The sequence below is a fragment of the Streptomyces sp. NPDC056734 genome, from assembly GCF_042790455.1.
Lineage (GTDB): Bacteria > Actinomycetota > Actinomycetes > Streptomycetales > Streptomycetaceae > Streptomyces.
The window spans coordinates 266,669-282,133 of sequence record NZ_JBHTZD010000008.1 but is presented as its reverse complement, the minus strand read 5'-3'; the positions used below and the strand labels follow the sequence as shown (position 1 = coordinate 282,133).

At 70.7% G+C, this 15,465-nt stretch carries 14 protein-coding genes and 2 pseudogenes; 8 read left to right on the top strand and 8 right to left on the bottom strand.

The annotated features are described in order from the left end of the window. Nucleotides 1-72: 72 nt before the first annotated feature. Together ACFRFC_RS15040 and ACFRFC_RS15035 are read left to right on the top strand one after the other, a co-directional pair. A complete protein-coding gene (locus ACFRFC_RS15040; protein WP_382680623.1) occupies nucleotides 73-1,395 on the top strand; it encodes a metallophosphoesterase in 1,323 nt (440 codons plus the stop codon). Between the two features lie 182 nt (nucleotides 1,396-1,577). Beyond that, nucleotides 1,578-3,119, top strand: a complete 1,542-nt coding sequence (locus ACFRFC_RS15035; RefSeq protein ID WP_382680624.1) for an ABC transporter substrate-binding protein — start codon at nucleotides 1,578-1,580, stop codon at nucleotides 3,117-3,119. A gap of 10 nt (nucleotides 3,120-3,129) precedes the next feature. Here the strand turns inward: ACFRFC_RS15035 and ACFRFC_RS15030 are convergent, their stop codons facing one another. From ACFRFC_RS15030 to ACFRFC_RS15020, 3 genes and pseudogenes are all read right to left on the bottom strand, one after another. Continuing rightward, nucleotides 3,130-3,738, bottom strand: coding sequence for a Uma2 family endonuclease (locus ACFRFC_RS15030; RefSeq protein WP_382680487.1), 609 nt, complete (start codon nucleotides 3,736-3,738; stop codon nucleotides 3,130-3,132). 100 nt (nucleotides 3,739-3,838) lie between these two features. Beyond that, nucleotides 3,839-3,928: pseudogene (locus ACFRFC_RS15025) on the bottom strand (TetR/AcrR family transcriptional regulator); the annotation flags it as partial. A 43-nt stretch (nucleotides 3,929-3,971) separates the two neighbouring features. Beyond that, the gene (locus ACFRFC_RS15020) at nucleotides 3,972-4,403 is read right to left on the bottom strand and encodes a VOC family protein (RefSeq protein ID WP_382680488.1); all 432 of its coding nucleotides are present in this window, start codon (nucleotides 4,401-4,403) and stop codon (nucleotides 3,972-3,974) included. Nucleotides 4,404-4,471: 68 nt separating this feature from the next. On the opposite strand from ACFRFC_RS15020, the gene ACFRFC_RS15015 reads away from it, so the two are divergent. Then, a complete protein-coding gene (locus ACFRFC_RS15015) occupies nucleotides 4,472-4,864 on the top strand; it encodes a hypothetical protein (RefSeq protein ID WP_382680489.1) in 393 nt (130 codons plus the stop codon). After that, the gene (locus ACFRFC_RS15010; protein ID WP_382680490.1) at nucleotides 4,864-7,437 is read left to right on the top strand and encodes a DUF4132 domain-containing protein; all 2,574 of its coding nucleotides are present in this window, start codon (nucleotides 4,864-4,866) and stop codon (nucleotides 7,435-7,437) included. Before ACFRFC_RS15015 ends, ACFRFC_RS15010 begins: the two co-directional genes overlap by 1 nt. Nucleotides 7,438-7,541: 104 nt before the next feature. Here the strand turns inward: ACFRFC_RS15010 and ACFRFC_RS15005 are convergent, their stop codons facing one another. The 5 genes and pseudogenes from ACFRFC_RS15005 to ACFRFC_RS14985 all read right to left on the bottom strand — a co-directional run. Continuing rightward, nucleotides 7,542-8,303 carry a succinate dehydrogenase iron-sulfur subunit gene (locus tag ACFRFC_RS15005; protein ID WP_382680491.1) on the bottom strand — a complete coding sequence of 254 codons (762 nt, stop codon included), beginning with the start codon at nucleotides 8,301-8,303 and terminating at the stop codon, nucleotides 7,542-7,544. Next, a complete protein-coding gene (sdhA, locus tag ACFRFC_RS15000; protein ID WP_382680492.1) occupies nucleotides 8,303-10,057 on the bottom strand; it encodes a succinate dehydrogenase flavoprotein subunit in 1,755 nt (584 codons plus the stop codon). The genes ACFRFC_RS15005 and sdhA overlap by 1 nt, the downstream gene beginning before the upstream one ends. 19 nt (nucleotides 10,058-10,076) lie before the next feature. Beyond that, on the bottom strand, nucleotides 10,077-10,559 hold the full coding sequence (locus ACFRFC_RS14995) for a succinate dehydrogenase hydrophobic membrane anchor subunit (protein WP_382680493.1): 483 nt from the start codon (nucleotides 10,557-10,559) through the stop codon (nucleotides 10,077-10,079). Nucleotides 10,560-10,564: 5 nt separating this feature from the next. Then, nucleotides 10,565-10,945, bottom strand: coding sequence for a succinate dehydrogenase, cytochrome b556 subunit (gene sdhC, locus ACFRFC_RS14990; RefSeq protein ID WP_382680494.1), 381 nt, complete (start codon nucleotides 10,943-10,945; stop codon nucleotides 10,565-10,567). A gap of 241 nt (nucleotides 10,946-11,186) precedes the next feature. Next, nucleotides 11,187-11,690, bottom strand: a pseudogene (locus ACFRFC_RS14985) (2-oxo-4-hydroxy-4-carboxy-5-ureidoimidazoline decarboxylase); the annotation flags it as partial. Between the two features lie 200 nt (nucleotides 11,691-11,890). Here ACFRFC_RS14985 and ACFRFC_RS14980 point away from each other — a divergent pair. The 4 genes from ACFRFC_RS14980 to ACFRFC_RS14965 all read left to right on the top strand — a co-directional run bounded on the left by ACFRFC_RS14980 (nucleotide 11,891) and on the right by ACFRFC_RS14965 (nucleotide 15,464). Continuing rightward, on the top strand, nucleotides 11,891-13,489 hold the full coding sequence (locus ACFRFC_RS14980) for a glycoside hydrolase family 20 protein (RefSeq protein WP_382680625.1): 1,599 nt from the start codon (nucleotides 11,891-11,893) through the stop codon (nucleotides 13,487-13,489). Nucleotides 13,490-13,649: 160 nt separating this feature from the next. Next, the gene (locus ACFRFC_RS14975; protein WP_382680495.1) at nucleotides 13,650-14,270 is read left to right on the top strand and encodes a hypothetical protein; all 621 of its coding nucleotides are present in this window, start codon (nucleotides 13,650-13,652) and stop codon (nucleotides 14,268-14,270) included. Between the two features lie 101 nt (nucleotides 14,271-14,371). Beyond that, nucleotides 14,372-14,950: a hypothetical protein gene (locus ACFRFC_RS14970; RefSeq protein ID WP_382680496.1), complete on the top strand. Its 579-nt coding sequence runs from the start codon at nucleotides 14,372-14,374 to the stop codon at nucleotides 14,948-14,950. A gap of 172 nt (nucleotides 14,951-15,122) precedes the next feature. Beyond that, nucleotides 15,123-15,464, top strand: a complete 342-nt coding sequence (locus ACFRFC_RS14965; RefSeq protein ID WP_382680626.1) for a hypothetical protein — start codon at nucleotides 15,123-15,125, stop codon at nucleotides 15,462-15,464. Nucleotide 15,465: the final 1 nt, after the last annotated feature.

Below are 15,465 nucleotides of genomic sequence, written 5' to 3'. Positions count from 1 at the left end.
AACCGCCTCACCCCAGCGCCTCCCCAGAAGCGCCGCACAGCAAGGGAAAACAACAGCGTGGTCTTCGTCTTCATGCTCGCCGTCGTGGGCATCCTGGTGGCGGCGAACTGGTATCTGTGGCGCCGCCTGTTCCGCGACACGACGAGTGGTCCCGGCTGGGTGCGCCGGGGCGGCGTCTTACTGATAGCGGGCGGCTGGGCCGTGGCCATCGGCGCCCTGGTCGCCGAGCGCACCGGTGCCCCGTTCGTGGCCCAGCAGATCCTGGCCTGGCCGGGCTTCTTGTGGCTCCCGCTGTCGCTCTATCTGCTGCTCGCCCTCCTCCTGGGCGAGGTCGTACGGCCGCTGCTGCGCCGGTATCTGGAGCGGCGCAAGCCCGCCGTGCCCGCCGCCGCGCGCGAGACCCGGCCGGTGCCCGCCACGGCGACGCCCGCCGAGCGGCCCGCCGGGACACCCCCCGCGCCCCCTGCCCCTACGGATGACACGCAGGGCCACCCCGGCGACACACTGCGACACTCCGGCGACACGCCACGACACACCGGCGACACGCCGTCCCAGCGTCTCGTGGCCGCGCCCTCCCGGCGCCTGTTCGTCTCCCGCGTGGTGGCCGGTGCCGCCGCCGCGGCGGCCGTCGGGACCGTCGGCTACGGCACGTACAGCGTCCTGAACGGCCCCGGTGTCAAGCGGGTCACCGTGCCGCTCGCCAAGCTCCCGCGCGCGGCGCACGGCTTCCGGATCGCGGTCGTCAGCGACATCCATCTGAGCCCGGTGCTGGGCCGGGGCTTCGCCCAGCGGGTCGTGGACACGATCAACTCCACCCAGCCCGACCTGATCGCGGTGGTCGGTGACCTGGTCGACGGCAACGTCAAGGACCTCGGCCCGGCCGCCGCCCCGCTCGCCGGGCTCAAGGCACGCCACGGCACGCACTTCGTCACCGGCAACCACGAGTACTTCTCCGGCGCGGAGCAGTGGGTCGAGGAAGTACGCAGGTTGGGCATGAACCCGCTGGAGAACGCCCGTACCGAACTGCCCCACTTCGACCTCGCGGGCGTCAACGACGTGGCCGGGGAGAGCGAGGGCCAGGGACCGGACTTCGCGCAGGCCCTCGGTGACCGCGACCGGAACCGCGCGTGTGTGCTGCTCGCACATCAGCCGGTGCAGATCCATGATGCCGTCGACCATGGCGTCGACCTCCAGCTCTCCGGCCACACCCACGGCGGCCAGCTCTGGCCCGGCAACTTCCTCGCCGAGCTGGCGAACCCGACCGTGGCGGGCCTGGAGCAGTACGGCGACACGCAGTTGTACGTGACCCGGGGCGCGGGCGCCTGGGGCCCGCCGACCCGCGTCGGCGCCGAGTCGGACATCACGGTGATCGAGCTGGCGTCCGGGCAAGCCTGAAGCCGGGGGAACCGTCGGCAGGAGTGGCCGAAACACGCCGGTAACCTGCCCTTCTTCAACTTTCTCCCATGGTCGGCAAAAGGCCCTTCCCCTGCCGGAAACCGCTGTGATTGGGTGGCCGAGCCACCGGCTGAGGTGGCTTCGCTGGGGCCTGGGGAGGGCTGGCGGTGCGATCCGTCCGGATGCGGATACTCGCGGGGACACTGGTGCTGGCGGCGGCCGGAGCGGCGGCCTGGCAACTGGTGCCGTCGGGGGCCGACCACGGCGAGGCGATCACCGTCGGCACCACCGACACGGTCACCTCGCTCGACCCGGCCGGCGCCTACGACGCCGGGTCCTGGGCGTTGTTCAGCAATGTCTTCCAGTCACTGCTGACCTTCGACCCCGGCGGCACCGCGCCCGTGCCCGACGCGGCCGAGAGCTGCGCCTTCACCGACTCCGGTCTGCGCACCTACAGCTGTGAGCTGCGCTCGGGCCTGACCTTCCCGAGCGGCCGGGAGATGACGGCCGACGATGTGAAGTTCTCCATCGAGCGGGTGCAGAGGATCAACTCCGACGTCGGCCCCGCGTCCCTCTTCGACACGCTGGAGGCGGTCAGCACGCGCGAGAACACGGTCACCTTCCGCCTCTCCGCGTCCGACGCCACCTTCCCGTACCGGCTGGCCACCGGCGCGGCCGCCATCGTCGACTCCACCACGTACCCGGCGAACGCCCTGCGCACCGAACCCGGCGCCGACGGCACCGGGCCCTATCTGCTGACGTCGTACACGAAGGACAAGAGCGCGGTCCTCACGCCGAACACCGGCTACCGGGGCGCGGTGGACGGCTCCGGCCGCCCCATCGAGCTGCGCTACTACACCGACTCCGCCGCCCTGGAACGCGCCTACCAGGCCCGGCAGGTCCAGGTCGCCACCCGCCAGCTGCCCCCGGAGACCCTCGCCGGGCTCTCCGCCAGCGATCCCGACCAGCGGGTCTCCGAGGCGGACAGCTCCGAGACCCGCAATCTGTACCTCAACACCCGCGAGGACGCGCCGCTGGGCGACGTACAGGTGCGGCAGGCGCTCGCCTGGCTGATCAACCGGGAGAAGCTGGCGGCCGACGTGTACCAGGGCACGGTCGACGCGCTGTACTCGCTGATCCCGGCCGGGATCACCGGCCACACCACGTCCTTCTTCGACCAGTACCCCGCCCAGGACGCCGACAAGGCCCGGGAACTGCTCACCGAGGCGGGCGTCTCCCTCCCCGTCCGCTTCACCCTCTCCTACGGCCAGGGACGGGGCGCCGCCGCCGAGGAGGCCGCCGAGCTGAAACGGCAGCTGGAGGCCGACGGGCTCTTCGAGGTGACGGTCAAGGGGTACGAGTGGAGCGAGTTCCAGGAGCGCTGGGCCGCCGGTGAACTCGACGCGTACGCCGTCGGCTGGGTGGCCGACTATCCCGATCCGGACACCTTCGGCGCCCCGCTCGTCGGCACGGGCTCCTCGATGAACACCGGCTACAGCAGCGAGACCGTGGACCGGCTGATCAAGGAGGGCCAGCAGTACGCCGACCGGGCCCGCGCCGCCGACGCCTTCAGCGACCTCCAGGACGCCGTCGCCGGTGACGTACCGGTGATCCCGCTGTGGCAGCGCAAGGAGTACGTGGTGACCGACGAGGCGGTGGCCGGCGGGCAGGACCTGGTGGACGGCACCGGGGTGTTCCGGCTGTGGCGGCTCGACTGGATCTGACCGGGCGTGGTCAACGGGCGCGGGACTGACCGGCTTTGAGGAGGGCGTCGACGTCGAGTGTGATGTCAGCGCCGATGGAGCCGGGCAGGGTGGCCATCTCGCCGGGGGAGTACGGGCGGTGGCTCTCGTAGTCGTCGCCGGTCGGGTTGGTCAGGACGTGCAGGCGCTGGTGTTTGCGGTCGAGGATGACGTAGACCGGGATCTTGGAGAGGGCGTACGCCTTCACCTTGTCGCGCAGGTCGCTCCGGTAGTTGCTGGAGGTGACCTCCAGGACCAGACGGAAGCAGACGGGGTCGTAGCTGTTGTTCTCGGCGAAGTGGTCCTCGAAGTCTGAGTCGACCACGACGAGATCGGGGATGGCGTAGTCCTCGGTGCCGGTGGGAAGCCACAGGCCGATTCCCTGCAACACGTTCGTCTCGTTGTCGTCCAGACCTGCTGCGATGAAGGGACGCATGAGCTTGGTCAGGGCGCGGGCGTGCGCGCCGTCCGGTGGCGGGGTCACGAGGAGCTTGCCTCCGATGATCTCGACGCGGTACCCCGGAAGGCGGTCCATGAGGCGGTTGGCCTCGGCGGTCAGCGGACGGTCTCCGTGGGGCCGCTCGATGGATGCTGCGGACATCGCGTGCCTCCTGTGGGCTGGTATCGAGAGCATCATCGTAGACAGGCGGCAAGCCCTCTGTCCCGTTCCGGGGCCGTTCACCCGAACGGGTTCCCCCCGCCTTCGTCATCCCCGGCAAGAAGTCCGTGAACAGCTCATGCACCTCTCTGACCAGCGGACGGAGCACCCGGAAGCGGGCCGGTCGTAGACCGGAGTCGGGTGGCCGTCACCGGCGCGGTCCGCTCACCGAGGGCTCAGGACGCCGCCGCGTGGGCCGACGCCGTACGCCCCAGCCCGGGCCGCTTGGAGTAGTCGGTGAAGCCGAGCACGTTCCCCCACGGGTCGCCGATCTCGACCGTCCAGCCGGTGGCCACCGGGAACGGCGGGTCGAGCGGGGCGATGCCCGCCCCCGCGAGCCGTTCGGCGGCGGCGCGGGCGTCCGGCACCTCCAGCCACACCCGCGCCGACGGCCACGGTGGTGGCCGGTGCCCCACCCCCTCCTCGTGCCGCAGCAGGATGCCGGGCGCCTCGGCGCCGACCTTGAGCAGCGCGATCCCGGCCTCGTCGAAGCGGAACCCGACCGCGAATCCGGCGCGTTCGTAGAAGGCCACCGCCTCGCCGAGGTCCCCGACGGGGAGCAGGACGTTGTCGAAGCCGAGCAGTTCGTACGACTGGTTGTCTGACATACCGTCAGAGTAGGCCGATGATCGGCCGCAGCCCGGCATTGTCAGTGGTGGCCCGTACTGTCGTCGGCATGGGAATGGTGACGTTCGTCGACGAGACGACGACAGGGGACCGCTCGGCGTCCTGGGGACTGGAGATCGCCGAGGAGCGGCTCACCGTGCGTGAGCTGATCCGGCGCCGGGTGTTCCAGGAGGTGGCCGAGTTCAACGCGCGGACGCCCGCGGTGTTCCGGGGCCTGGTGCAGCCCACGGACACCGAGCGCGTGATCAACGGCTACGCGCTGCGCACACCCCGCCGGATAGACCCCGAGGCCCAGTCGGAGCTGGCGCTGACGGCGTTCGCGGGCAATGGGTTCCTGGTGCTGGTGGGGGACCGCCAGGTCACCGACCCGGACGAGGAGATCGACCTGGCGCTCGGCACCGAGGTCACCTTCCTGAAGCTCGTCGCCCTGGTGGGTGGCTGATGACCGGCACACCCGAGCGGTACGCCGACGAGGCCGCCCCCAGCCTGAAGCTGATCGCCGACGGGCAGCTCGACGGGCTGGTGCCCGAGCTGCTCGCCCTCGCCGAGGTGATCGCGGACGACTGGAGGACGGCCCGTCAGGTCATCGACGCCGTCCGCTGGAGCGACCGGTCCTTCCGGGGCGGACTCGTGCGCCGCCTCGCCGCCCGCTACCAGGAGGCGGAGCGGGGTTCGTCCGACCCGCGCCGCATCGCGATCCTGTTCGCCAACCTCGACATCACGGACCTGGTGAGCGAGTCGTCCCGGGACACCCGCGAGGCCCTCATGGCGCTGGCCGCCGTGCAGGAGATGAGCTACGACACCGCCGATCTGATCCTGCTCGCCGAGGCCGAGCTGGACGAGGGACGCGCGCTGCCGGGCCTGTTCGTCGCCCTGATCCGCCGCTCACAGCTGACGATGTGGTACGGCGGCGCGGAGCTGGCCCCCCTGGTGGAGCGCATCGCCCCGACCGCCCCGGTGCTCAACCCCGGCGAGGCATGGGCGGACCGGGCCCTGGCGGACCTGGAGGAACTCGCGGCGTCAGACAAGGCGGATAAGGCGGCTAAGGAGGGCAAGGGCGAAAACTGGCGGCGGCTGCTCGCCCACGCCATCACCGCGCACTCCGCCCGCCCCTCCACCAAGTGGGAGCGCGCGGGGCGGACACTGATCGACGCCGTGGGCGCGGACGAGGCGCGCGCACGGCTGCTGGACTGGCTGTCCCTGATGGGCCGTCCCCGCACGGCGCCCCTGCAACCGGGGCAGTACGGGAACGACCCCGCCGCCACCTTCGACCCGTACAACGCGACCGCGCTGCGGGGGCTGATCTGGCTGGTGTCGTTCCTGCCGACCGAGGGCGCAGCCGACGCCACTGATACCTCCCACGCCCCCCTCACCGCCCGCACCCTGGGCGCCCTCGTGGAGATCTCCCTCCGCCGGGTCCCCGGCGTCGGCCCCGTCAACCCCAAGGTCGCCAACGCCGCCGTCAACGCCCTCGCCCGGATCGAGCACGAGGCGGCCCTCGCCGAGCTGGCCCGACTCGCCACCCGCGTCACCTACAAGGGCACCCTCAAGCTGGTGGACGCCGCGTTGGACACCCGCGCGCAGGCGCTCGGCCTCAGCCGCGAGGAGATCGAGGAACTCGCCGTCCCGGCCTACGGCCTGACCGACGTCGGCCGCGCCGAACACCGGCTGGGCGAGGCCACCGCCGTCCTCGCGGTGCACGGTGCCAAGGCCACCCTGACCTGGTCCAACGCATCCGGTAAGACCGTCAAGGGCGTCCCCGCCGCCGTCCGCCGCGACCACGCCGACGAGCTGAAGGAGCTGAAGGCGGCGGTCAAGGACATCGACAAGATGCTCTCGGCGCAGAGCGAGCGCCTGGACCGCCAGTTCCTGGCCCGCCGCAGCTGGCCGTACGCCGCCTGGCGCGAGCGCTACCTGGACCACCCCCTGGTCGGCACCCTGGCCCGGCGCCTGCTCTGGACCATCGACGGGAACACGACCGTCGGATTCGCCGACGGCGAGCTGCGCACCCTCGCCGGCACCCCGGTGACCGAGGGCCGCGAGGTGACCGTATGGCACCCGGTCGACCATGAACCGGCGCGGATCGTCGCCTGGCGCGACTGGCTGGAGCGGCACGGCATCACCCAGCCGTTCAAGCAGGCCCACCGCGAGGTCTACCTCCTCACCGACGCCGAGCGCGCCACCGGCACCTACTCCAACCGGTTCGCCGCGCACATCCTGCGCCAGCACCAGTTCCACTCCCTGGCCGCCGTCCGGGGCTGGAGCAACAAGCTGCGGCTGTGCGTCGACGACCAGGCCCCGCCCGCCGTCCGGGAACTGCCGGAATGGGGACTGCGCGCGGAGTACTGGATCGAGGGCGACGGCCGGGAGTACGGCGTCGACACCACCGAGTCCGGCAGCTTCCTGCGGCTGCGCACCGACCAGGTCCGCTTCTACCCGATCGACGCGCCGGGGAACTGGGCGCACTGCTGCGGCGGCGAGTACGGGATGTGGCTGGGCGACGGCGCCGATCCCGTCGAGGCCCTGCCCCTGTCCGGGATCCCGCCCCTGGTGCTGTCGGAAGTCCTGCGGGACGTCGACCTGTTCGTCGGCGTCGCCAGCGTCGGCAATGACCCGACCTGGCAGGACGGCGGACCCGAGGGCCGCTACCGCGAGTACTGGACGTCGTACGGCTTCGGTGAACTCAGCCAGAGCGCGCAGACCCGCCGGATCCTCCTGGAGCGGCTGATACCCCGGCTCGCGATAGCCGGCCGCTGCCGGCTGGAGGGCCGCTTTCTGCATGTCGAGGGCGAGCGCCACACGTACAAGATCCACCTCGGCTCGGGCAACATCCTGATGACACCGCACGACCAGTACCTGTGCATCGTCCCGAAGTCCGGCGGCGGCACCGCCGGGGCGCAGGCCGGCTATCTGCCGTACGAGGGCGACCGGATGCTCGCGGTGATCCTCAGCAAGGCGATGATGCTGGCGGCGGACACGGAGATCACCGACCCGACGATCCTGAGCCAGCTGTAGCGACGGCGGACATGCCGAAGGGTCCTGCTCCCCCAGGACAGCGGGGGAACAGAACCCTCACGACGGCGGGGAGCAGGACCCTCGGAAAAAGGCCGGTGCGACGGTCAGAACCGCCGGGTGATCAGCGCCTTCTTCACCTCGGCGATCGCCTTCGTCACCTCGATGCCGCGCGGGCAGGCGTCCGTGCAGTTGAAGGTGGTGCGGCAGCGCCACACGCCGTCGCGGTCGTTGAGGATCTCCAGGCGCTGCTCGCCCGCCTCGTCACGCGAGTCGAAGATGAAGCGGTGGGCGTTGACGATGGCGGCCGGGCCGAAGTACTGGCCGTCGTTCCAGAACACCGGGCACGAGGAGGTGCAGGCCGCGCACAGGATGCACTTCGTGGTGTCGTCGAACCGCTCACGGTCCGCGGCGGACTGGTAGCGCTCGCGGGTCGGCTCGTTGGTCTCCTTGGTGATCAGGAACGGCATCACGTCCCGGTACGCCTGGAAGAACGGCTCCATGTCCACGACCAGGTCCTTCAGGACCGTCAGGCCCTTGATGGGCTCGACCGTGATCGGCTTGTCCGGGCTGAGGTCCTTGATCAGCGTCTTGCAGGCCAGCCGGTTCTTGCCGTTGATCCGCATGGCGTCCGAGCCGCAGATGCCGTGCGCACAGGAGCGGCGGAAGGTCAGCGTGCCGTCGATGTCCCACTTGATCTTGTGCAGACCGTCGAGGACGCGTTCCTTGGGGTCGATCTCCAGCTGGAAGTCTTCCCAGGTCGCCTCGGCCGAGATCTCGGGGTTGAACCGGCGGACGCGGAAGGTGACCGTGATGTACGGCGACGCCGCGGCCTCCGCCTCCACCTTGTCCAGAACGGGGGTTGCCATCAGTACTTACGCTCCATCGGCTGGTAGCGGGTCTGGACGACCGGCTTGTAATCGAGACGGATCGACTCGGTTCCGTCGGCGCCCACCTCGCGGTACGCCATGGTGTGGCGCATGAAGTTGATGTCGTCGCGGTTGGGGTAGTCCTCGCGGTAGTGACCGCCGCGCGACTCCTTGCGGGCCAGTGCCGAGACCGCCATGACCTCGGCCAGGTCCAGCAGGTTGCCCAGCTCGATGGCCTCCAGCAGGTCCGTGTTGAACCGCTTGCCCTTGTCCTGGATCGAGACATTGCGGTAGCGCTCGCGCAGCTCCGCGATCTTCTCGACCGCCGTCTTGATGGTCTGCTCGGTGCGGAACACCATGACGTTGGCGTCCATCGTCTCCTGGAGTTCACGGCGCAGTTCCGCGACCCGCTCGGTGCCGGTGGAGGTGCGCAGCCGCTCGATCTGCGCGACCACGACCGACTCCGGGTTCTCCGGCAGCTCCACGTAGTCGGCCCGCTGGCTGTACTCCGCCGCCGCGATCCCGGCCCGGCGCCCGAACACGTTGATGTCGAGCAGGGAGTTGGTGCCCAGCCGGTTGGCGCCGTGCACCGACACACAGGCGACCTCACCGGCCGCGTACAGACCGGGGACGACGGTGGTGTTGTCGGACAGCACCTCGCCCTCGACATTGGTCGGGATGCCGCCCATCGCGTAGTGCGCGGTGGGCTGGATCGGGATCGGGTCGGTGTACGGCTCGATGCCCAGGTAGGTCCGCGCGAACTCGGTGATGTCGGGCAGCTTGGCGTCCAGCTGCTCCGGCGGCAGGTGCGTGAGGTCGAGGTAGACGTGGTCGCCCTCGGGACCGCAGCCGCGCCCCTCGCGGATCTCCGTGTAGATGGACCGCGAGACGACGTCACGGGACGCCAGGTCCTTCATGACCGGCGCGTACTTCTCCATGAAGCGCTCGCCGTCCTTGTTGCGCAGGATGCCGCCCTCACCGCGGGCGCCCTCCGTCAGCAGGATGCCCATGCGCCAGATGCCGGTCGGGTGGAACTGGAAGAACTCCATGTCCTCCAGCGGCAGCCCGCGCCGGTACACGGCCGCCTGGCCGTCGCCGGTCAGCGTGTGCGCGTTCGACGTCACCTTGAAGAACTTGCCGCAGCCGCCGGACGCGTAGATCACGGCCTTCGCCTGGAAGACATGGATCTCGCCGGTGGCCAGTTCGTAGGCCACCACGCCCGCCGACCGCTGGACGCCGTCGACCTCGGTGATCAGCTGGTCCAGGACGTAGAACTCGTTGAAGAACTCCACGCCCTCCTTCACACAGTTCTGGTACAGCGTCTGGAGGATCATGTGGCCGGTGCGGTCGGCCGCGTAGCAGGAGCGGCGTACCGGTGCCTCGCCGTGGTTGCGGGAGTGCCCGCCGAAGCGGCGCTGGTCGATGGTGCCGTTCGGGGTGCGGTTGAACGGCAGGCCCATCTTCTCCAGGTCGAGGACCGAGTCGATGGCCTCCTTCGCCAGGATCTCGGCGGCGTCCTGGTCGACCAGGTAGTCACCGCCCTTGACCGTGTCGAAGGTGTGCCACTCCCAATTGTCCTCCTCCACATTGGCCAGCGCGGCGGCCATGCCGCCCTGCGCGGCGCCCGTGTGGGAGCGGGTGGGGTAGAGCTTGGTCAGCACGGCGGTGCGGCTGCGCTTGGTCGACTCGATGGCGGCGCGCATGCCCGCGCCACCGGCGCCGACGATGACGGTGTCGTACTTGTGGATCTTCATGAGTCTCGTAACCCCGTGCCTAGCGGATGTTCGGGTCGAAGGTGAAGATCACCAGCGTGCCCAGCAGGATGGTGAACACCGTGGCGGTGTACAGCAGGCCCTTGAGCCACAGCCGTGTGCCGGCGCGCTCCGCGTAGTCGTTGATGATCACGCGCAGACCGTTGGTGCCGTGCAGCATCGCGAGCCACAGCATCAGCAGGTCCCAGACCTGCCAGAACGGGGACGCCCAGCGGCCCGCCACGAAGGCGAAGCCGATCTTGGAGACACCGCCGTCCAGCACCAGCTGGATCAGCAGATGGCCGATGACCAGGACGACCAGCACGACACCGGACAGCCGCATGAACAGCCAGGCGGCCATTTCGAAGTTGCCGCGCGTGGAACGCGGGGTCTTCCTGGTGCGCTGCCGCGGCGGCTCGATGAGCGGCGCGGGGTTGTCGACCGTGTAGACGGGCGCGCTCTCGACGGGACCGATCCCGGAGGCGAGGTTCTCAGTCGTGGACATGCGCGTCAGCTCCCGAACACTTCACGAGCGGCGTGGCCGAGGACGGGGTAGATCGCCCCGAGCATCAGCACCACCCAGATGCCCACGACCGTCCAGAGCAGCTGCTTCTGATAGCGCGCGCCCTGGGACCAGAAGTCGACGGCGATGACACGCAGGCCGTTGAGCGCGTGGAAGAGGATGGCGGCGACGAGGCCGTACTCCAGCACGGCGACGATCGGCGTCTTGTACGTGGCCACGACGTCGTCGTAGGCCTCGGGGGAGACACGTACGAGAGCGGTGTCCAGCACGTGTACGAACAGGAAGAAGAAGATGAGGACGCCGGTGACTCGATGAGCCACCCATGACCACATTCCTTCCCGGCCGCGGTACAGCGTTCCAGCCGGCACGGAAGTCCTCCGGGAGCGGGGGTTGGAGCCGCGCCGGCTTGTGCTGTCGGTCGGGCCCGGCCGGGTACGGTCCACCGGCCCCCCGCATGGTATCCACGGTTGCGCTTGCCGCTTAGCGGGGGTGTGGCTGTGTGATCAAAGTGGCACGCGGATGGGGGATTGCGGCTACTAGGGGTGGGGTTGTTGTGATTTGCCGGGTGCGGCGCCGTGGTGGCTGGTCGCGCAGTTCCCCGCGCCCCTAAAGAACGCGGGTCAGCCGTCCCCTGGCCAGTCGTCGGAGTTCCTCTGCTGTCGCTGTTCGTTCGTCCTCCTCATCGTTCGTCAAACGTGATCGGAGGGCGGTGAGGGTGTGATTCAGGGATTCGTTCGGGGGGACGTCGTCCAGGCATATGACGAACACATGGCCGAAGCGGGAGGCGTACGCGGCGTGGGCCGCGTCCAGGGCGGTGTGGGCGGCGGAGTAGGTGTCGTCCGGCAGGGGCGGGAGGGACTCGCCTGTCAGGGCCTCCGCCAGTTCGGGCCAGGTCAGGTCGTAGGCGGCCTCGTCCGACGCGGCGCGCAGGGAGTCCAGGTCGGGGTAGGGGCGGTGGGCGGTGATCCGCTCGGCCCAGCGCGGGCTGCGCAGGCAGGTCAGCAGGGTGCGGCGCGCCTCGGGGGCCGGTGCGCTGTTGAAGCGCTGGAGCGCGGTCGGCGTGGCGGGCGTGGCCGGCGCGGGGCGGGTCTGCTCGGGAAGGAGGCGTGTCACGTCGTATGTCGGCAGAGGGATGGGGCGGGACGGGCGGGGGAAAGAGGTGCCGTCACGCTATCGAGAGTGGTCATCCGGCGTCCGACGGTTATCCGAATTTCACTCGGACGGAAGAGTTTCAGAACGTACGGGGGACCGGTCGGCATTACGTTGACGGTGTGGGCGAGCAGCAGAGCCGGGAACCGGCGGAGACGGAGCGGATCGTGCGGCGCAGGGCGCTGCTGATCGCGGCTGCCGTGGTCGTCCTCGGCGTCGGCGTCGGACTGTGGGCCACCGGGGGCGACGACCACCCGGCCGGTACGGGCGCGTCCGCCCAGGTCACCCCCAGCGCGGAGCCCAGCCCCAGCCCGAGTCCCACCCCGTCGCGCACCTACGCGCTGTCCCAGGCGCCGCGGACCATACCCGCCGTGCGCTCCCACACCGCGGCCCGCGGGCCCGGCTGGCAGCCCGCGAGCGGCTACCGCGTCGTGGTCGACGATGCCGCGCTGGCCGACGAGGGACAGTTGCTCGCCGGTGAGCTGGGACTGACGTACGCCGGGGAGCGGACGGATGTGCGCGCCGGGGACGTACGGCTGGCGCTCGGCGGCGAGGAGGGGGCGAACCCGGAGTCGTACGCGATGACCGTGGGCGGGGGACGGGTGGTGATCAGCGGGCCGGGGGAGGCGGGCGTGTTCTACGGGACGCGGACGCTGAAGCAGGAGGTGGCGGGCGGTGGTACGGCGCCGGAGGGCGTCGTGCGGGACGAGCCGGCCAAGCCTCGGCGCGGGTTCATGCTGGACATCGCGCGCAAGCCGTTCACCGCGGACTGGATCGAGGACCGGATACGGGAACTCGGCGATCTGAAGTTCAATGAACTGGGCCTGCACTTCTCCGACGACCAGGGCTTCAGGATCGCGTCGGACACCCACCCGGAGATCGTGTCCAAGGACCATCTGACCACGGCACAAGTGCGTGAGATCGTCGCGCTGGCGGAGAGCCGGCACATCACCGTCGTACCGGAGATCGACTCGCCGGGGCATCTCGGCGCGGTGCTGGCGGCCCATCCCGATCTGCAACTGCGCAACGCGAGCGGGGTGGCGGCGACGGGCGCGGTGGACATCGCCAATCCGGACGCGGTGGTCCTCATCGACGAACTGCTCGACGAGTACGCCGGGCTGTTCCCGGGCGGGCAGTGGCATCTGGGGGGTGACGAGTACCGGGCGCTGACCGTGTCCGACCCCGAGGCGTCCTACCCGGGCCTGGCGACCGCCGCGCGAGCCGAGTACGGGCCCGGCGGGACCGTCGCCGATCTCGCCACCGGCTGGCTGAACGACCGCGCCGCCACCGTCCGCACCCACGACCGCACCCCCCGCGCCTGGAACGACGGCTTCTACGCCGGTACGTCGGTGACCCCGGACGACGACATCGTCGCCGCGTACTGGACCGGCAAGGAGATCGGCGCCCGGGAGCCCGTGGAGTACCTGCGCACCGGCCGGGACGTGCTCAACTACAACGACGAGTTCCTCTACTACGTGCTCGGCGAACCGCAGACCTTCGTCTACCCGACCGGGCAGCGGATCTACGAGCAGTGGACCCCCCGGGTGCTGCGCGGCACCGGTGCCGTCGCCGCCCGCTACGAGGACCAGATACTCGGCGGCTCCTTCGCGGTGTGGTGCGACATCGCGGGTGCCCAGACCCAGGACCAGGTCGCCGCCGGTATCCGGATGCCGCTGCGGGCCACCGTCCAGAAACTGTGGGACCCCGACCGGCCGGACCTCACCTGGCAGGAGTTCCGGACCCTGGCCGACCGGCTGGGCTGAGGGGCGGGGAGGGGTGGGGAGGGGAGGGGTCGCGAGTGTTCGATCGGGCGGGGATTGGCGGATCCGGCTGCGGAGCCGTGTGCGGCTGTGATGTATTCCGTACGACCGTTGTGCGGTGTTCCGTGCGGGTGTGCGGGGCCGAGACCGGGGGGAACCGGAGATGGGCTACTGGGGGTACTTCGTCGTGGGGCGCGGCGAGCGACCGCTCGGGGAGTACGCGGCGCTGGCGGGGGTTTCGGAGCTTCGGCCGTACCGGTCGGCGCCCGGCGGCTGGCAGGTGTGGGAGTACCCGGGCGGGGACGGCGAGATCGGCAGCATGAACGCGCTCGCGCTGGAGAGCGGGGCGCCCGCCCTCTTCGGGTACGTCATGGACAGCGCGTGTGTGGTGGTGGAGGCGGCGGCGCCGGAGAGCGGGGCGTGGAGCAGCTGTCTGGTGCGGGCCGCGATGGCCGGGTATCTCGGCGCCGAGTCGGAGGGGCTCACCCTGGAGGACTACTTCCTGGAGCCGCGTGACGCCGCCGAGCGGGCGGTCGCCTGGGCGGCGGAGGCCGGGCACACGGTGGGGGCGCGGGATCTGGTCGAGGTGTTCATCGCGGGGGCCGGGGACGGGAGGGGTGCGGGCGGGGGTGTTGCGGGAGGTGCTGATGCCTCCGGTGCCTCCGAGGCATCTGACGCATCTCATGCCTCCGATGCCGAGCCGCTGGCCGAGGCGCTGTTCTTCCGGCTGCTGGACCGGCTGGGCGTCGTCCCGTACACCCCGTACGCCCCGTACGCCCCGTAGACCGGATGCCGTCACCGGCCGCTGTGACACTCCTCGCCGGTCGCACGCAGTAGGGGACGTGCGGGTTCCGTGAGGACGGTGCCCCGGACCCGGAGGCGTGGATGAGCCTTGTGGAACTGATCGCCCAGGCCGACGAGCGCGGACTGGCCGTCAGCGGTCTGGCCTGTCTGGATCGCTGCGTACCGCTGCTCGGCGGCGCTGACGACGAGGTGCTGCGGCCGCTGTGGTCCAACCTCGCCGACGACGGCGACGCGGGCGCGTGGCGCGGGCTGGTGGATATCGCGCGTGAGCGTCTCGGGGTGGCGGACCCCGCTGGGGTGGGTGCCGACGGGACGGTGGACGAGGCCGTGCTCCTGGTACGGCGGATGCTGGCCGCCGCTCCCGCCGTACGCTCCGCCGCCCCCGCCCGGATCTGGGCCGACGGCTGCTCGGTGGCCGCCCTGCGGATCCATCGCCTCCTCGATGCCGCCGGGGACGGCAGCGCATCGGCCGACGCCCGCCGCGGGGGCCGTACGGAGGTCATGTCACCGCTCGTCGCCGCCGAACTGCGCCGCCAGATCACCGTCCTGGAACTGCTCTCCCAGCACGGCGGCGGCGGACTGCGCCGGGCGCTGGAGGTGTCCACGGAGGGACGGCGGGTGCTGCGCGCGGCGGTTTCCCGCCGGGCCCGGCACGCGTAAGGCCCGGGCCCTACGGTCCCCGCCCCATGATCGCTGTGACGAAATGCCTGGCCGCAGCGCTCTTGTGAATGTGACGAGTTCCAGTTCCAGTTCGAGTTCAAGTTCGAGTTCGAGTGAGACCGACAGCGGTACCGGTGCCGCCTCCCCCCGGCCCTCCGCCGCGGCCAAGCCCGTGCGGTGGGCCGCCGACGTCGTGTCCACGCTGCGCGAGGGCGCCCGGCTGCGCCTCGACTACACCGCACAGTCCCTGTGGCGCGCGGACCGGCTGATCGCCGAACTGCGCCGGGAGGGCACCCCGTACGCCGCCGCCGAACAGGTGCTGCGCGGGTTAGGCGCGTACGCGGGTGAGGTGATCGTGCGGCAGACCGGCGGCGAGTGGTGGGCGAGCGGCGGTGACCACTGGGTCCGTACGCCGGACGGGCGGTTGTGGGACCCGATCGACGAGGCGCGGCGATGTTTCACCGAGGACGGGTCGCTGCGGTTGCTGTGCCGGGACGCCACGGCGGGGCGTTAGC

Excerpts from the sequence above, each read along its gene's own strand:
- ACFRFC_RS15040 (WP_382680623.1), top strand. The coding sequence starts at position 73 with ATGCTCGCCGTCGTGGGCATCCTGGTGGCGGCGAACTGGTATCTGTGG.
- ACFRFC_RS15035 (WP_382680624.1), top strand. The coding sequence starts at position 1,578 with ATGCGGATACTCGCGGGGACACTGGTGCTGGCGGCGGCCGGAGCGGCG.
- ACFRFC_RS15030 (WP_382680487.1), bottom strand. The coding sequence starts at position 3,738 with ATGTCCGCAGCATCCATCGAGCGGCCCCACGGAGACCGTCCGCTGACC.
- ACFRFC_RS15020 (WP_382680488.1), bottom strand. The coding sequence starts at position 4,403 with ATGTCAGACAACCAGTCGTACGAACTGCTCGGCTTCGACAACGTCCTG.
- ACFRFC_RS15015 (WP_382680489.1), top strand. The coding sequence starts at position 4,472 with ATGGGAATGGTGACGTTCGTCGACGAGACGACGACAGGGGACCGCTCG.
- ACFRFC_RS15010 (WP_382680490.1), top strand. The coding sequence starts at position 4,864 with ATGACCGGCACACCCGAGCGGTACGCCGACGAGGCCGCCCCCAGCCTG.
- ACFRFC_RS15005 (WP_382680491.1), bottom strand. The coding sequence starts at position 8,303 with ATGGCAACCCCCGTTCTGGACAAGGTGGAGGCGGAGGCCGCGGCGTCG.
- sdhA (WP_382680492.1), bottom strand. The coding sequence starts at position 10,057 with ATGAAGATCCACAAGTACGACACCGTCATCGTCGGCGCCGGTGGCGCG.
- ACFRFC_RS14995 (WP_382680493.1), bottom strand. The coding sequence starts at position 10,559 with ATGTCCACGACTGAGAACCTCGCCTCCGGGATCGGTCCCGTCGAGAGC.
- ACFRFC_RS14975 (WP_382680495.1), top strand. The coding sequence starts at position 13,650 with ATGGGCTACTGGGGGTACTTCGTCGTGGGGCGCGGCGAGCGACCGCTC.
- ACFRFC_RS14970 (WP_382680496.1), top strand. The coding sequence starts at position 14,372 with ATGAGCCTTGTGGAACTGATCGCCCAGGCCGACGAGCGCGGACTGGCC.